Annotated in this window: 16 protein-coding genes and 2 pseudogenes; 2 read left to right on the top strand and 16 right to left on the bottom strand. The window is 39.0% G+C overall.

The window, feature by feature from the left end:
- Positions 1-154: 154 nt before the first annotated feature.
- The 7 genes from ACIFPW_RS17510 to ACIFPW_RS17480 all read right to left on the bottom strand — a co-directional run bounded on the left by ACIFPW_RS17510 (position 155) and on the right by ACIFPW_RS17480 (position 5,374).
- Complete coding sequence (locus ACIFPW_RS17510) at positions 155-406, bottom strand: stage VI sporulation protein F (protein WP_194221936.1); 252 nt, start codon at positions 404-406, stop codon at positions 155-157.
- Between the two features lie 69 nt (positions 407-475).
- Positions 476-1,531: an NAD(P)H-dependent glycerol-3-phosphate dehydrogenase gene (locus ACIFPW_RS17505; RefSeq protein WP_430246196.1), complete on the bottom strand. Its 1,056-nt coding sequence runs from the start codon at positions 1,529-1,531 to the stop codon at positions 476-478.
- Positions 1,532-1,543: 12 nt separating this feature from the next.
- Positions 1,544-2,143, bottom strand: coding sequence for a glycerol-3-phosphate 1-O-acyltransferase PlsY (gene plsY / locus ACIFPW_RS17500; protein ID WP_283154049.1), 600 nt, complete (start codon positions 2,141-2,143; stop codon positions 1,544-1,546).
- A gap of 51 nt (positions 2,144-2,194) precedes the next feature.
- Complete coding sequence (gene der, locus ACIFPW_RS17495; protein ID WP_430246194.1) at positions 2,195-3,508, bottom strand: ribosome biogenesis GTPase Der; 1,314 nt, start codon at positions 3,506-3,508, stop codon at positions 2,195-2,197.
- A 197-nt stretch (positions 3,509-3,705) separates the two neighbouring features.
- Positions 3,706-3,891, bottom strand: a complete 186-nt coding sequence (locus ACIFPW_RS17490) for a capping complex subunit for YIEGIA (protein WP_226613787.1) — start codon at positions 3,889-3,891, stop codon at positions 3,706-3,708.
- Positions 3,888-4,778 (bottom strand): YIEGIA family protein, encoded by an 891-nt coding sequence (locus ACIFPW_RS17485; protein ID WP_430246192.1) that lies wholly within the window; start codon positions 4,776-4,778, stop codon positions 3,888-3,890. The genes ACIFPW_RS17490 and ACIFPW_RS17485 overlap by 4 nt, the downstream gene beginning before the upstream one ends.
- Positions 4,775-5,374 carry a YphA family membrane protein gene (locus ACIFPW_RS17480; RefSeq protein WP_430246190.1) on the bottom strand — a complete coding sequence of 200 codons (600 nt, stop codon included), beginning with the start codon at positions 5,372-5,374 and terminating at the stop codon, positions 4,775-4,777. The genes ACIFPW_RS17485 and ACIFPW_RS17480 overlap by 4 nt, the downstream gene beginning before the upstream one ends.
- A 130-nt stretch (positions 5,375-5,504) precedes the next feature.
- On the opposite strand from ACIFPW_RS17480, the gene ACIFPW_RS17475 reads away from it, so the two are divergent.
- Entirely contained in the window at positions 5,505-5,642 is a 138-nt protein-coding gene (locus ACIFPW_RS17475) for a YpzI family protein (protein ID WP_430246187.1), read from the top strand.
- Positions 5,643-5,711: 69 nt separating this feature from the next.
- On the opposite strand, the gene rpsA is transcribed toward ACIFPW_RS17475, so the two are convergent.
- The 7 genes and pseudogenes from rpsA to prsW form a co-directional block, all read right to left on the bottom strand.
- Positions 5,712-6,857, bottom strand: coding sequence for a 30S ribosomal protein S1 (gene rpsA, locus ACIFPW_RS17470; RefSeq protein WP_226613796.1), 1,146 nt, complete (start codon positions 6,855-6,857; stop codon positions 5,712-5,714).
- Between the two features lie 182 nt (positions 6,858-7,039).
- On the bottom strand, positions 7,040-7,624 hold the full coding sequence (locus ACIFPW_RS17465) for a lysophospholipid acyltransferase family protein (protein ID WP_430246185.1): 585 nt from the start codon (positions 7,622-7,624) through the stop codon (positions 7,040-7,042).
- A 4-nt stretch (positions 7,625-7,628) separates the two neighbouring features.
- Positions 7,629-8,300: a (d)CMP kinase gene (gene cmk / locus ACIFPW_RS17460; protein ID WP_194221946.1), complete on the bottom strand. Its 672-nt coding sequence runs from the start codon at positions 8,298-8,300 to the stop codon at positions 7,629-7,631.
- A 151-nt stretch (positions 8,301-8,451) separates the two neighbouring features.
- On the bottom strand, positions 8,452-8,619 hold the full coding sequence (locus ACIFPW_RS17455) for a DUF5359 family protein (protein WP_194221947.1): 168 nt from the start codon (positions 8,617-8,619) through the stop codon (positions 8,452-8,454).
- A gap of 13 nt (positions 8,620-8,632) precedes the next feature.
- Positions 8,633-9,982 (bottom strand): germination protein YpeB, encoded by a 1,350-nt coding sequence (ypeB, locus tag ACIFPW_RS17450; RefSeq protein WP_430246183.1) that lies wholly within the window; start codon positions 9,980-9,982, stop codon positions 8,633-8,635.
- Between the two features lie 14 nt (positions 9,983-9,996).
- Positions 9,997-10,728 carry a spore cortex-lytic enzyme gene (gene sleB, locus ACIFPW_RS17445; RefSeq protein WP_430246220.1) on the bottom strand — a complete coding sequence of 244 codons (732 nt, stop codon included), beginning with the start codon at positions 10,726-10,728 and terminating at the stop codon, positions 9,997-9,999.
- 173 nt (positions 10,729-10,901) lie between these two features.
- A pseudogene (prsW, locus tag ACIFPW_RS17440) lies at positions 10,902-11,589 on the bottom strand (glutamic-type intramembrane protease PrsW).
- Positions 11,590-11,714: 125 nt separating this feature from the next.
- Here prsW and ACIFPW_RS17435 point away from each other — a divergent pair.
- Positions 11,715-12,686, top strand: coding sequence for an asparaginase (locus ACIFPW_RS17435; RefSeq protein WP_430246181.1), 972 nt, complete (start codon positions 11,715-11,717; stop codon positions 12,684-12,686).
- 45 nt (positions 12,687-12,731) lie between these two features.
- Here ACIFPW_RS17435 and ACIFPW_RS17430 read toward each other — a convergent pair.
- Together ACIFPW_RS17430 and ACIFPW_RS17425 are read right to left on the bottom strand one after the other, a co-directional pair.
- Positions 12,732-13,729, bottom strand: a pseudogene (locus tag ACIFPW_RS17430) (YpdA family putative bacillithiol disulfide reductase).
- Positions 13,730-13,848: 119 nt separating this feature from the next.
- Positions 13,849-15,129 (bottom strand): Glu/Leu/Phe/Val family dehydrogenase, encoded by a 1,281-nt coding sequence (locus ACIFPW_RS17425; RefSeq protein WP_194221953.1) that lies wholly within the window; start codon positions 15,127-15,129, stop codon positions 13,849-13,851.
- Positions 15,130-15,136 lie beyond the last annotated feature (7 nt).

Genomic DNA, 15,136 nt, shown 5'->3' with positions numbered 1-15,136 from the left:
ACAAATAAAAAGCTGAAGAAAGGGGCTTTTCTTCAGCTTTGACTATTCTAATTTCTTAAAGAAGTATGCTTCTGCACATTGATGGTTCATTATTAGTATATGGTCTTACATCGAAGGCGGTATCGTTGATTAGCCTAAGTTTCTACTAATTTCTTTATTTTTGACTGAAAATTTTTGCAATAGCAGACAAATCGAACGGCATATTCTTATTTACGATTGCCTTTACGATTCGATCTTCTTTTTCTTTTGTGACATTTACGTTAGCAACGCGTGCAACATTCGCAATTAATTTACGCACTGTTTTCTCATCAGTAAAATCTGCTCCCTGAACGGAATTAGCTAACTTAAAAATGTCTTCCTTTTTCACATTGGTTTTCTTTTCTATGTTATCGAACAGATCGCTCACGCAGTTTCCTCCTTACCATTAACGTTCAACATAGTGTATGCAAGGAGGAATACTTCGTGCTTCGCCTATTTAGAGTTCTTTTGGATTCAATTCAAAACGGTCCGCAAGCAATGACGTTAGATCTTCTGTTTCATGAGTTCGAAGCCTACCCATCAGTTGATCTACACCATCTTTCGCATCTTTGTTATTAAATAGCACTTCAAATAACACAGATGTTATAGGCATTTCTACGTTCTGTTTTTGTGCAAGATAATAAGCAGCCTTCGTAGTCCGAACACCTTCTACTACCATCCCCATATTTTCGAGAACCTCATCTAGATTATTTCCTTTTCCGAGAAGATTTCCGGCTCTCCAGTTACGACTATGTACACTTGTACACGTAACTACAAGGTCACCTATACCTGTCAATCCCATAAAGGTAAGTGGATTTGCACCCATAGCTGCACCAAGGCGAGCAATTTCAGCTAAGCCTCTTGTGATGAGGGCAGCTTTCGCATTATCACCATAGCCGAGGCCATCAGATAAACCTGCCCCTAGAGCAATGATATTCTTTAATGCACCACCAAGCTCAACACCAATGATGTCATGATTGGTATATACTCTAAAATTCGAGTTAATGAAAAGATCCTGAACATACTCAGCTTGAGTCATTGATTTAGAAGAGGCCGTTACTGTCGTCGGGTGACGAAGACTCACTTCTTCTGCATGACTCGGCCCAGATAAAACGACAACCGATTTTCTTAAATCCTCTGGGATTTCTTCTTCAATCACCTCTGAAATACGCTTGGATGTTTCTGGTTCAATTCCCTTACTAGCATGAATGAGCGTAACCGGTGTTGATAGGTATGTCTTAAGTTCAGGAAGAACCTCTCTAAGCGCTTTAGTTGGTGTAACCAGTAAGATAGCTTCAGCCTCTTTCACGCTCTCTTCAAAGGAACTGGTAGCCCTAATCCCCTCAGGTAATTCTATACCAGGAAGGTACTTCTCATTCGTATGCTTCTCATTCACTTCATTTGCAAGATCTGTTCTTCTTGCCCATAATGTCACATCATGTTGATTATCTGCTAGTACAATTGCAAGGGCTGTCCCCCAGCTCCCTGCACCTACAACTGATATTTTCGCCATTGAACTTCCTCCTTACTGCTCGACCTTTTGACCGAGCTTGCTTTCAGTACCAGAGAACAGTCGCTTTACATTTGTTCGATGTCTCCAGACAGAAAGAATCGCTAGAATCGTCCCTAACAAAATATATGAAGCTGGATTCCCTCCAAGTAAGAAAATAAACGCTGGAGTTAATACTACAAAAATCAATGAACCAAGAGAAACAAATCTCGTTACTACAATAGCAATAATAGCGATGATACCAGCATAAAGTGCTGGAAAAAACGCAATTGTTGCGAATACTCCTATCGTAGTAGCAACGCCTTTCCCTCCGCGAAATCCAAAAAAGATTGGCCAGTTATGACCTAAGATAGCACAAATTCCCGCAAGGAAAGGAACGATTGGTTCACTAGTGAACCAATACCCTAACCAGACGGCAAGTATGCCTTTTATTACATCAAGTGCAAGAACAGCAATCGCTGGGCCAGTCCCTAGCACTCGAAGTGTATTTGTCGCTCCTGCATTGCCACTTCCGTGATCTCTAATATCTATTTTCTTCACGACTTTTGCAATTAAATAACTAAAACTAATTGATCCTAGCAAGTAAGCAGCAATGCAAATCAGGATCGCGATCATCTCATTTCCCCCTTTGTATTAGCAAGGTTCCCCCGAATGAAACAAGCTTAATTATTCGCTTTTTCTACGTGCAAGAATTCGTAAAGGAGTCCCCTGGAAACCAAATGTTTCACGAATACGATTCTCTAAAAAGCGTTTGTAAGAGAAATGAAGCAGTTCCGGATCATTAACAAATAATACGATGGTAGGCGGCTTAACAGCCACTTGCGTCGCATAGTTAATTTTCAAGCGCTTCCCATTGTCTGTTGGTGTTGGATTCATTGCAACGGAATCCATAATTAATTCATTCAAAACATTCGTTTTCACACGAAGGGCATGGTTATCAGCTACAGTGTTAACAACTGGTAACAATGTATGAAGACGTTGCTTTGTTTTGGCAGATAAGAACACAATCGGTGCATAGCTAAGGAATAAGAAATGATCACGAATTTTTTGTTCAAATTCTCTCATCGTCTTATCGTTTTTCTCAACTGCGTCCCATTTGTTTACGACAATAACAATGGCTTTACCAGCTTCATGAGCATACCCCGCCACTTTTTTGTCTTGCTCGATAATGCCTTCTTCTCCATCAATCACAACTAAAACGACGTCAGATCGTTCAATCCCACGCATTGCACGAAGAACGCTGTACTTCTCAGTCGTTTCATAAATTTTTCCACGCTTTCTCATGCCAGCAGTATCAATAATGACATAATCCTGTTCATCACGAGTAAACATGGAGTCAATAGCATCGCGAGTTGTACCAGCAATATCACTTACAATCACTCGCTCTTCTCCTAAAATCGTATTAACAAGCGATGATTTTCCAACATTCGGACGACCAATTAATGAGAATTTAATCGTTCCTTCGTCATATTCTTCTTCTGCTACTTCAGGGAATGATTTAAAGACTTCATCTAAAAGATCACCTAATCCAAGACCATGTGAACCTGAAATACCAAATGGAGTTCCAAATCCTAAAGCATAGAAATCATAAATCAACGTTTGCTGTTCAGGATTATCTACTTTATTTACAGCTAATACAACAGGTTTATTGGAACGATAAAGAATTTTTGCAACCTCTTCATCCGCATTCGAGATGCCATCTCTTCCGTTAACCATGAAAATAATAACGTCCGCCTCGTCTATTGCAATTTCTGCCTGATAACGAATTTGAGAAAGAAATGGTTCGTCACCTATTTCAATACCACCTGTATCTATGATATTAAATTCACGATTCAGCCATTCACCTTTGCTATAAATACGATCTCTTGTTACTCCTGGAGTATCTTCTACAATCGATACTCTTTCTCCTACTATACGATTAAAAATGGTCGATTTCCCAACATTCGGTCGACCTACTATTGCGACAACTGGTTTTGTCATTTTATGCACGCCCTTTCTAAAAGACTATCTAAGCTTGAAACCAGAAAGTCGTGGACAAACTTTCCAGGAGTTCATTGTAAAAAACCCTCCTCTATAAGAAGGGCATAGTCTTCGATAGCTTTTATATCTTATCAAAAAAGCAACCAATGAACAACAGACGATCAAATGAAACTTGGTAACTTCTCTTCGAAAACTTGCTAATGCTTCACAATAATATAAACACCATTGCTCAATTTATGAGCAATTCCATCTAGTATAGCTTCAAGATCAGCGGCTACGCCGTCCATTTCATCTTGAGATTCACATACAAACACATTCGCTCCTACGGGGGCCTGTGCTAATGATAGTGTAACAGTTGCAAGTATCGCTTTCTCAATAGTCATGATGAGTCACTTCCTTTTTTCTTCGTTTCCGTAGGCATCCTTATCGCATTTTCAAGAGTTGGTACTTGAGAAATGACTTTCATGGCAAGATCCACGCTTCTATTTTGAGGTAGAATAAAAACTCCAATTCGACCATCGTCCAAATCTCGTTTAATTAATGGTACTAATGCAGGCGTTCCTGAATCCCGGTATACTCCAAGAGATATAGCAAGGTCATGAAGGATGGCTTGTCTTTGTCCGAGGTTACCAATCGTCATTCGCGCATCAAAATTCTTTGGAGAAATCGTAAATCCAAGTCCATGTTCTAAAATTTCTTTTTGTCTCGCTGGTATGCCAATATTCATAATATAGATGTTATCAACGTATAGCCCTGCACCTTCAAATTTAACTTCTTTTTGTTCAATATTCGCAATTTTTCCGAGTTTACTTCCAGTCATGTATTTTTTGGCTACTAAAAAAGCAAGAAATGCAGCAACTAATCCAGCCCAAACATTTATTGCAAGATAAGCAAATGACGTGACAAATGAAATGAAAATGACTAAATAATTTCTCCCTTCAAAGGTTACAGCTATTCCTTCTATATAGGACGCTCCACGAGGGACAAGCTCTAGTGAATCCATTTCAGTTAATGTTTTTCTTTCCATATTGCGTACTTCCCGAAATTGCGATGCAGCTAGGGTTAGGAATGTCACCGCTGTAAATTCTTGCTCCATAATTGATGGAACGACGAGCGCCCCGAGTGAAGCTGCAATAAAACCAAGCGCGAGATGTATAATCATACCATGTGGATAAGTAGGGTATTGCCTATAATCTGTTCGAAACATATAAATTCTCGCAAGCGTACCAGCTATCACGCCAAATACAATTGGTATTGTATACTCATTCATGAATATCCCCGTCTTTCTTGATGTTTTTTGACAGTTTTCTCTAGAAGAACTGTTAATTTCACAAAGGAGGACCAGATCCATGTTGCCATAATCGAAATGGCCATTACATCGAAGGAAGCTAACTCGCCAGCAGTTCGCTCAAAACCCATTCCTCGAAAAATCATTGTTAAGATAACCTCACCATGAACGATACTAAGAATTAATAACGAACATCTCTCTGCAAAACCATTCAGTGTTAGATGAATAATAATAAAAAGAATTGCGGCAACCGACCACTTCGTATACAAGTAAGTAAAAACAGGATCATATATGGCAAATAACTGAATCGAAGTATAAGCTGCTGTTAACATAATGAGTAATATCATGGCGTATACCGTTCTTACACCGTTCTTTATCCAGAGGAGATATCCACAAACATAGGCAAGCAATAGTAAAACAGCTACAGAAAAACCCATCAGGATGACGGTTTTATTCACGACACATATTGCCACTAACATTAAGAACGCTGACCCAGTCCTTTCTAAAGATGGCTTTTGAAAAAAGACTGTGATGACAACTCCCATCCATACAAACCAAATAAAAATCGCCCCATCCACTCCGTTACCTCCTCTCATTATGATCAGTATGGGACGTTTTCATGAGAGATAGACTTAAAAAATGTAAATGAATAACTTTCGAAGCTTTTTTTCATGATAAGAAAAGGTTCAGTTGAAGGGAGGCTAAATGATGGGAAAAGATCGACAGGAAAGAAAACTTAAGAAATCGAAACGAGTTGAGTCTGATCGTGATCAGTCGCTTTCGCATAATGGAGCAGCAATGCTTGAAGGACCAGACCAAGCTCGAAAACGAAATGGACAGGATTAATACGTTTCCTTCTATCTAAAAAATCAAAAAAAATCCTCTCTGCATGAATGCAGAGAGGATTTCATTTACTTATTTGTACTTTTTAAGCTGATCACCGATCATATCTCCAAGAGAGAATGGCGAGTTGCCGTCACTTTCTTTTTGATATTCTTCAACTTCATTTGATACTTGTTCAGTTTCGAGGACTTTGATGCTTAATGAGATTCTCTTTTCATCAAGATTAACATCCAAAATCTTCACTCGAACTGTTTCTCCCTCTGAAAGAACTTCTTGAGGAGTTCCTATATGCTTGTTCGAGATTTCTGAAATATGAACAAGCCCTTCTACACCCGGAGCAACTTCTACGAATGCACCGAAGCTAACTAAACGCTTCACTGTGCCTTCGATTTCATCTCCAGTACTAAGTTTTCCTTTTACTTCTTCCCACGGTCCCGGGAGTGTTTCTTTAATGGATAGTGAAATACGTTCGTTGTCACGATCAACAGAAAGAATTTTAACATTCACTTGTTGACCTTCTGTTACAACTTCAGATGGGGTTTCAACACGATGATGAGCCATCTGTGAAATATGAACGAGGCCATCCACTCCACCGATATCTACAAAAGCACCGAAATCGGTTAAACGTTGAACTGTCCCTTCGACAACTTGTCCTGCTTGAAGAGATGCTAGCGTTTCTTGTTTCTTATGATCCGCCTCTTGCTCAAGAACAGCACGATGTGACAGGATCACTTTTGCTTTCTCTGGATCAAATTCCACAATCTTAACGCTCAGGTTTTTGCCTTTGTAATCTGAGAAATCTTCAACATAATGTCTTTCTACAAGAGAAGCCGGGATAAATCCGCGAACACCAAGGTCAACCACAAGGCCGCCCTTAACTACGTCTGCAATTTCAACATCAAATGCAACGGAGTTTTCATACTTCTCCTGTAGAGCATCCCAGGCTTGATCAGCTTCGACTGCTTTCTTAGAAAGCACTAGCTCATCTTCAGAAACTTTGATTACTTTAACTTCTATTTCATCACCTTCTGAGAGCACGTCGCTAACCTTTTCGACGTGAAGGCTTGACAGTTCGCTGATTGGCAGCACTCCATCAACTTTAAAACCTACATCTACTGATGCATGTTTTTCTTCAACCTTGGAGATCTTACCTGTCACCACTTCTCCGATTTCGAATGATTTGAACTCAGTCATTTCCTGATTCATCTCTTCACCCATTGACAAACTCCTCCTTCAATCCAAAAGAAATAAAACTTTTCGATATGATTTATAAAAGTCTTCCACTTATAGCGAAAGAAATTTATTGAAAAGTTAAGCACCCTTTCCTCTAACTTTCACTAAAAATGACGGATTTGTCAAGTATCCTGACACATTTATTTAAATTTTTTAACAATATCGAATTATTTATGATGAATTTCAATAAGATCTTGAATTTCTTTCATGATAGCTTGAGTGGCTTTTTTAGCTGCTCCCTGTTCTTCACGAAGCGGCGATAAGTCAACTGGTTTTCCGTACACGATTTTCAAGCGGCCAAACGGTTTATAAGATCCTTTAATTGCGCACGGTACGACCATCACTTCTGGACGTAATGCAAAAAAACCTGCTCCAGAAAGCCCCTCGCCTAATTCGCCATCTTTGCTTCTCGTACCTTCCGGAAACAAGCCGACAACACCGCCATCTTTCAAAAATTTCATTCCACTTCTTAGAGCTTGTTTATCACTCATTCCTCGTTTTACCGGAAAAGCCCCAACCTTATGAATCAATTTACCTAGTACCGGAATGGTAAACAATTCTGATTTAGCCATAAAATGAACATCTCTAGGAAACATGGCACCTACTAGCGGCGGATCAAGGTTATTAATATGATTTGAGCAAAGAAGAATCCCTTTGTCTTTGGGTATATTCTCACGACCAACAACTGTTACACGATTGAATACCTTGAAATAAAAATGAAATAAGCCTTTTCCTACTCCGTATAAGCTCACTTGATCATGCCCTTTCTTTTGCTAATTGTAAAATTTGGTCCACTACTTCAGAAATTGTCATCTTCGTAGTATCAATTTCTATGGCATCGTCCGCTTTTACAAGAGGGGCTACTTCTCGCTCAGTGTCACGCTTATCTCTTAAAGCAATCTCATCCTTGATACGGTCATAATCCGCTTCAGTCCCGTTTCCAATAAGTTCATTATATCGTCGCGTGGCTCTTTCTTCTACAGAAGCACTTAAGAATACTTTAAGCTCTGACTCAGGAAGAACATGTGTACCGATATCACGTCCATCCATTACAACGCCTCCACGATCAGCTAACATCTTTTGTCTCTTTACCATTTCTAATCTTACTTCACTTTGTCTTGCTACAAAGGAAACATTGTTCGTGACAGCATAAGAACGTATATCTGTTGTTACGTCCATGTTATCAACCAAGACAAGCTGTTCACTTTCACCAACTTGTAGGTCGATCACTGTATCATCTAGAAGGGCTTTAAGAAGAGGACCATTCTCTAAATCAATGTCCTTCTCAATAGCTTTATACGTTAATGCACGATACATTGCGCCTGTATCAATATAAAGGAAAGATAGGTTATCTGCTACTTTTCTTGCAACTGTACTCTTACCGGCCCCTGCTGGACCGTCGATTGCTATATTTATTCGCTTGTTCATATTATTATTGCCTCCAAATTCCATTCATCCATCCGAATTAGATCATATAAATGACAATTTAACGTACAAAAAAAGCAGGAGAACCTGCTTTCCTCAGTACGACCAAAATGTCATATTTATCATAACACAAGACATTTTATCGGTCTATTCACTATTGGCGTCTAATCAGGGGAGGCATATCCTTTAGCACACCTTCATAATAAATCGCTTTGCTTAGATAGATACGAAACTCTTCTTGAGTTAGAAGAACTTGAGAAATAATAAGAAAAACAAATTGAATGACGATGAGTTTTATTAATAATTGTTCCATTCTCGCCATACATTCGCTCCTCTCATAGGGTATCGTAATTCATTTCGGTACCGTCCATTTTTTCAACTCTTTCTTCTCTTTCGTTAGATGCGTTAATAAAAATGCGATACGTTTCATTATCAATCGTACCCATAAACTCATAGCATAATACTTCTTCTCCAAGATCGTTTTGAATGACACCTAATCCTTCTTCCATTATTTGAACATTTGGATTCACTTGTTCTAACGCTTGATCCCTGGAAATAGTTGGGGAGTCCAAAGTTCTTTCATGGTGATTTGTTAAATACTCTAAGGATTCATAGCCGGAAATATCACCATTATCAAGCGCAACTTTAATATGAACAGCATCTGGATAAATTAAAACGTCTTCCTGATTGTATACAAAAGTAAATACACCTACTCGATCATATTGACTACTTTCTGAAATGCTCATATTTGTTATATCATGCTCTTTTAGAAATGCTCTTGCTCGATCAGCGGCTTCATTTAGACTAAGCTTCTGATCTCCTATTTTTCTATCCATCAAAATCCAGATTGGTTTTGCCCCTTTTTTTGTAACATCTAGATTGATACTAGATTTCGAATCTGGCTCTTCAATTGATAAACTATAGGCTTTGTATTTTGACTTCTCCCCAGTAGTCGTTATATCAATGCTTGCTTTAGGATCAAGATCCAGAAAGTCAATTACATGTTCCTTTGCTTCTTTTTCAGTCAGTTTTTTCCCGACTATATTTTTGTCCAGGTTTTCTTTCTTTTCATTTAATTGAGTAATCTCAGGTCCCCAGTTTACTTCACTATACCCTTCCACTTGTTTATCAACTGTTTTAAATCCATCAATAATCGTGTTATCTTCAGCCTGTGTTTCTGAAGCTAGAGCAAGCTCCACATCCATCCAACGTAAGTTATGATCAATGACCATCGCCTGCACTTTTCTCAGTTCATTTTTAATATCTGTAGAATGACTATGCAATTCCTTCAATGTTTTATATTCTTCATCTGACAGAGGGTTTTCATCAAGATCACGTACAGCTACACGATAACTAAATGAACCTATGTTTGTTAAAAATTCTTCCGTTTTATTAAAAGGCATTAGCGTTAGCGGGAGTTGTCCAACATCATTTTGAGCTTCAGACGTTAAACGCCATACCTCTGCAAGGGCAGGTGATAGACTGCCACGGGAGTTCATCGCCAATGTCGACCCTATCTTCTCCTCTAGTGCATGGATATGAAAGTTTAAGTCATGGAAAGCACGCTGATACGTGTTTTCCGCATTAATTAACACGGCATTTTTTTCTTGATGTTCCTTGTACCCCCAGTAGCTAGTTCCAGCAACGCCTACTGCGAGCGCACCAATTAAAATCGAACGAATCATTTTAACCACCTCCACTATTCACAGAATATATGCTTACCAATTTGTTTGATTTGCGGCCTTGTCCAAATCCATCCAGAAGTTGCCGTGTTTGGATTGAAATAATACAATGCTTCCCCAGTTGGGTCCCATCCGTTTATTGCATCAATCACAGCTTCTTTCGCTCTTTCATTTGGAGTAAGCCATATTTGTCCATCTGAGACGGCCGTAAAAGCTCTCGGTTCAAAAATCACTCCTGAAACTGTGTTTGGAAATGAAGCACTTTGAACACGGTTTAGTATGACCGCGGCTACCGCAACCTGACCTTCGTAAGGTTCCCCCCTTGACTCACCATAGACTGCGTTTGCAAGCAGCTTAATGTCGTTCTGGGAATAACCGGACGGCACGTTTTTCGCCTGAGTAGTTGAGTCTTTTGGCTTATTCGTTTGATTATTTTGATTTGATTGTGAAACATTAGGACTTTTGCCACTATTCACCTGCTGTTGAATGGAAGGATCATACTTCGTAGACTTGTTTAACTTTGCTTTCATTTCAGGACCAACTAGTCCATCAACATCCATTCCAAATTCATACTGAAAGTTTCTAACCGCCCAATAAGTCCCCCATCCAAATACGCCGTCAATTGAGCCTGTATAGAACCCCATATGCTTTAAGCGTGCTTGAAGTTCAATGACATCATTGCCTGTTGCACCCTTCTGGATGATTTGGTTAGAAAATGCATCTGCTCGATTCTCCATATCAAATACCATGACAAGCGGTGCACAGACCAGACCAATTATTAGAGGGATTTTTAGAATAAGAACTGTCTTTCTCATGATGTGGACCTCCCTGATCATTCTGTTTTCATAGGTGTAGTTTTTGTATCAGAAGGTATTTTATACAAAACAAAAAAGATGCCTTTTCGGCATCTTTCAAACTGTTATCATATTGGCATGTTTTCTTTCGTTTCCATTAATTCTGCTTGATTAAGGTTTGCAGCCTTGATTTTCCTTACACCTATAAACCATAGAACAAGCACAAATGGAATCATTAAATAGATGGTATTGCTGTTCACCTGAAGAACTAAATAATTATATGTTCCGTGAAACAAAAATGGAACGAAAAGAGATAGAGAAATCCACTTTCCAATCTTATTTTGCAATGAGAATTTTCCCCTTCCAAGATAAGAACCCATAATTAAGCCAAATAAAGCGTGGCTTGAAACAGGAAGAAGCGCTCTCCACCATGCTTCTTGAATGCCATATGCAAAAAGATAAAAGACATTTTCAACAGATGCAAATCCTAGTGAGATAGCAACACCATAAACAATCCCATCATAAAACTCATGAAACTCTATATGGATGTATACAGTAAAATAGAAAATAAACCATTTTAGAAATTCTTCAAGCAGTCCAGACATCAAGTACGCTTGACTGAATGGTGATTGCAAGAAGTTTTCGACCTCAAAACCATGCTGAATCACCATTACTGGAAATACTAGCATAGCACCAAACACAAAACTTCGTACAACCGGGCCTATTGGCTCAGATTCATACTGATGTTGTTTCAAATAAAAAAAAACAAAGAAGCGCAATGCCTGGTGCTATTCCAGCAGTTATTGCTGCTAACATAGGCTTTCCCCATTTCTATCCTGAACCTCATTTTTAAGCAGGATCAGTCATACCTATACTTTTATAATCGTATCATGTTACTTTATGTAAGGAAACAATTATTAGGAAAACAATGAGGTGACGCAATGAGCAAGCTATTGATCATTCATACCGGAGGAACTATCGCTATGGAGGAAAATAAGAACTCTGGTGCTGTTAGCCCAGGTAAAGAAAATCCTCTAAATGCAACACTGAGCGAATTACTAATTGGAAATGACGTTATTATTGATGATTACATTAACATTCCCTCCCCCCATATGACACCTGAGGTCATGTTTACAATTGCGGAAAGGATTGAAACTAGAATCAAACAAGAACACATCAGCGGAGTGGTCATAACGCATGGAACCGACACACTAGAAGAGACGGCTTACCTTCTAGATCTTGTTCTGCAAACAGATCTGCCTGTCGTCGTAACAGGTGCGATGCGCTCAAGCAATGAGCTTGGCTCTGATGGACCTTATAATCTTCTCTCATCCATAAAAGTAGCTTCTTGCCATGAAGCAAAAGGAAAAGGCGTGCTTGTTGTGTTGAACGATGAAATACATACGGCAAAAAATGTGACAAAAACGCATACGAGTAATGTTTCAACTTTTCAAAGTCCTCAATATGGCCCTATCGGGATCGTAACAAAACAACGTGTCTTCTTTCACCATACTTTAACGATGAGAGACCGCTATCATATTTCTGGACTAACGAAAAATGTCATCCTTCTAAAGGCTTATGCAGGGATGGATTCACAGCTACTATTTGCTGCTGGAGAAATTGGCATTAATGGCATCGTAATAGAAGCGCTTGGACAGGGGAATTTACCACCGGATATGATGGAGGGAATCAAACATCTAAGAGAAAAAGGAATCGCCATCGTCATGGTTTCTAGGTGTTTTAATGGCATTGTACAAGATGTTTATGGTTATAAAGGCGGTGGCAAGCATTTAAAAGAACATGGAGTAATTTTCTCTAACGGATTAAATGGACAAAAAGCGCGTTTGAAATTACTCGTTGCACTCGAAGCAACAGAAGACCCCAAGGAATTACACAATTTCTTTTTACGATGATGAAACAGAGACCTTCCTTGATTGTTAAAAGCACAAAAACCTACCTTAATTGGTAGGTTTTTGTGCTTTTCCTATAATTGACTGAGCTATTAATGCACCGTGTAGCCTGCCATTCTCAATAAAGATCTCATTGGCGTTATTTCCAGCGGCAATCACGCCAGCAATATAACAATTCTCTACATTTGTCTCCATCGTATCTTGATCAAAAGCAGGTCGCCCGCTTTGTTGATCGATTTCTATACCGATTTTTGTCAAAAATGAATGATCAGGATGATAACCGGTCATTGCGAATACAAAATCATTCGGTATGCTCTTCTGTTCACCCTTCACTTCATATACGACTTCTTTTTCTTTCACTTCCACTAATGAAGCATTAAACTCCATTGTCACTTTCTTATTTCTAACGAGAGCTTCAAATTCCGGTAAAATCCATGGTTTTACACTTTTTGAATATTCCGCTCCTCTATAAAGAATCGTAACCCTTGCCCCAGCTTTTTCAAGCTCTAATGCTGCGTCAACTGCTGAGTTTTTACCGCCTATCACTACAATATCCTGGTCAAAATAAGGGTGCGGCTCTTTAAAGTAGTGCAAAACCTTATCGAGGTCTTCTCCTTTAATACCCATAAAGTTAGGACTATCATAATATCCTGTTGCAATGATTAAATGCTGTGCGCGGTATGTTATTTTTTTTGGATTCGTGCACTTTCTCCGTTTCAATAATAAATGCACCATTCTCCTTTGTTATCAAATTTGCTTTTTCAAAGGAATGAATACGAAGATCTTTTCTTTTAGCAACGTCCCGATAATAAGCAAGGGCCTGATTTCGTTTTGGCTTCCGCTCTTCAATTATGAAAGGTACTTCACCAATTTCAAGCTTTTCACTTGAACTAAAAAATGTTTGATGCGTTGGATAATGATAAATAGCATTCACGATATTTCCTTTTTTCGATAATTAGAGGATCGTATCCCTCATTCATTAATTCAATTGCCGCAGACATTCCACAAGGACCTGCGCCAATGACAACCACTTGTTCTTCTCTCATCTCACTCACTCCCGAACCTATCCATAAGAAATGGAACATTTCTTTTTATTATTCTACTCTTTGCAATAGAAAAATTCCCTACCTGAATGATAGGGAATTTTCATCGGATTGGCAACTATTTATATCCATCCTCTAAATCTAGAGGCTTCAGCCATTTTACGCACGCCGACCATATATGCTGATAGTCTCATATCAACGCGACGCGTTTCAGAAGTTCGGTAAATTGAATTAAAAGCGTTTACCATTACTTTTTCAAGCTTCGCTTCTACCTCTTCTTCTGTCCAGTAGTAACCCTGGTTGTTTTGTACCCACTCAAAATAAGATACCGTTACACCACCAGAACTTGCAAGAACATCTGGTACGAGTAAAATACCACGATCCGTTAAAATTTTTGTAGCTTCAATCGTTGTAGGACCGTTCGCTGCTTCCACAACAATACTTGCTTTAATTTGATGTGCGTTGTCTTCCGTAATTTGATTCTCAATAGCAGCTGGAACAAGAATATCACAGTCAAGTTCAAGAAGCTCCTTGTTGCTAATTGTTTCTTTAAAGAGCTTTGTAACTGTTCCAAAACTATCACGTCGGTCTAATAAGTAGTCAATGTCAAGACCTTCAGGATCATGAAGAGCTCCATATGCATCTGATATTCCTACAATCTTAGCACCCGCATCGTGCATGAATTTCGCTAGAAAACTACCCGCATTTCCAAAACCTTGAATAACGACACGTGCACCTTCTATTTTGATATCCTTTTTCTTAGCAGCTTCGCGAATACAAATGGTAACGCCTTTCGCGGTGGCGGATTCACGACCATGAGAACCACCTAATACGAGAGGTTTACCAGTAATAAATCCAGGAGAATCAAATTCTCTAATTCGACTATACTCATCCATCATCCAGGCCATAATTTGAGAGTTCGTAAATACATCTGGTGCAGGTATATCTTTTGTTGGACCTACAATTTGACTAATTGCTCTTACATACCCTCGACTCAATCGTTCTAGTTCTCTAAAAGACATCTCACGCGGATCACAAATAATTCCACCTTTACCTCCTCCATAAGGAAGATCTACAATCCCTGCTTTAAGGCTCATCCAAACAGATAGCGCTTTAACTTCTGTTTCTGTCACATCTGGATGGAAGCGAACCCCACCTTTAGTGGGTCCAACAGAATCATTGTGCTGCGCACGATACCCAGTGAATATTTTTATAGAACCATCATCCATTCGAATTGGAATCCGAACTGTCATTAATCTCATTGGTTCCTTTAATAGTTCATAAACTTCGCTCGGATAGCCTAATTTGTCCAGCGCTTCGTGAATGACTGATTGCGTCGACTCTAATACGTTCCGTTTCTTCTTATTTCCTTGTCCATTATCTGTTTCGTTTTTGTCGACCATTGCTTTA

The organism is Pseudalkalibacillus sp. NRS-1564, assembly GCF_050467905.1.
GTDB classification, from domain to species: domain Bacteria; phylum Bacillota; class Bacilli; order Bacillales; family Guptibacillaceae; genus Guptibacillus; species Guptibacillus hwajinpoensis_B.
Note: the sequence above shows the minus strand (reverse complement) of the source record. Positions and strands in the feature narration are given on the sequence as shown.

Excerpts from the sequence above, each read along its gene's own strand:
- plsY (WP_283154049.1), bottom strand. The coding sequence starts at position 2,143 with ATGATCGCGATCCTGATTTGCATTGCTGCTTACTTGCTAGGATCAATT.
- ACIFPW_RS17455 (WP_194221947.1), bottom strand. The coding sequence starts at position 8,619 with ATGGCGAGAATGGAACAATTATTAATAAAACTCATCGTCATTCAATTT.
- der (WP_430246194.1), bottom strand. The coding sequence starts at position 3,508 with ATGACAAAACCAGTTGTCGCAATAGTAGGTCGACCGAATGTTGGGAAA.
- ACIFPW_RS17490 (WP_226613787.1), bottom strand. The coding sequence starts at position 3,891 with ATGACTATTGAGAAAGCGATACTTGCAACTGTTACACTATCATTAGCA.
- ACIFPW_RS17435 (WP_430246181.1), top strand. The coding sequence starts at position 11,715 with ATGAGCAAGCTATTGATCATTCATACCGGAGGAACTATCGCTATGGAG.
- ACIFPW_RS17485 (WP_430246192.1), bottom strand. The coding sequence starts at position 4,778 with ATGAATGAGTATACAATACCAATTGTATTTGGCGTGATAGCTGGTACG.
- ACIFPW_RS17505 (WP_430246196.1), bottom strand. The coding sequence starts at position 1,531 with ATGGCGAAAATATCAGTTGTAGGTGCAGGGAGCTGGGGGACAGCCCTT.
- ypeB (WP_430246183.1), bottom strand. The coding sequence starts at position 9,982 with ATGATTCGTTCGATTTTAATTGGTGCGCTCGCAGTAGGCGTTGCTGGA.
- sleB (WP_430246220.1), bottom strand. The coding sequence starts at position 10,728 with ATGGTATTTGATATGGAGAATCGAGCAGATGCATTTTCTAACCAAATC.
- rpsA (WP_226613796.1), bottom strand. The coding sequence starts at position 6,857 with ATGGGTGAAGAGATGAATCAGGAAATGACTGAGTTCAAATCATTCGAA.
- ACIFPW_RS17475 (WP_430246187.1), top strand. The coding sequence starts at position 5,505 with ATGGGAAAAGATCGACAGGAAAGAAAACTTAAGAAATCGAAACGAGTT.
- cmk (WP_194221946.1), bottom strand. The coding sequence starts at position 8,300 with ATGAACAAGCGAATAAATATAGCAATCGACGGTCCAGCAGGGGCCGGT.
- ACIFPW_RS17425 (WP_194221953.1), bottom strand. The coding sequence starts at position 15,129 with ATGGTCGACAAAAACGAAACAGATAATGGACAAGGAAATAAGAAGAAA.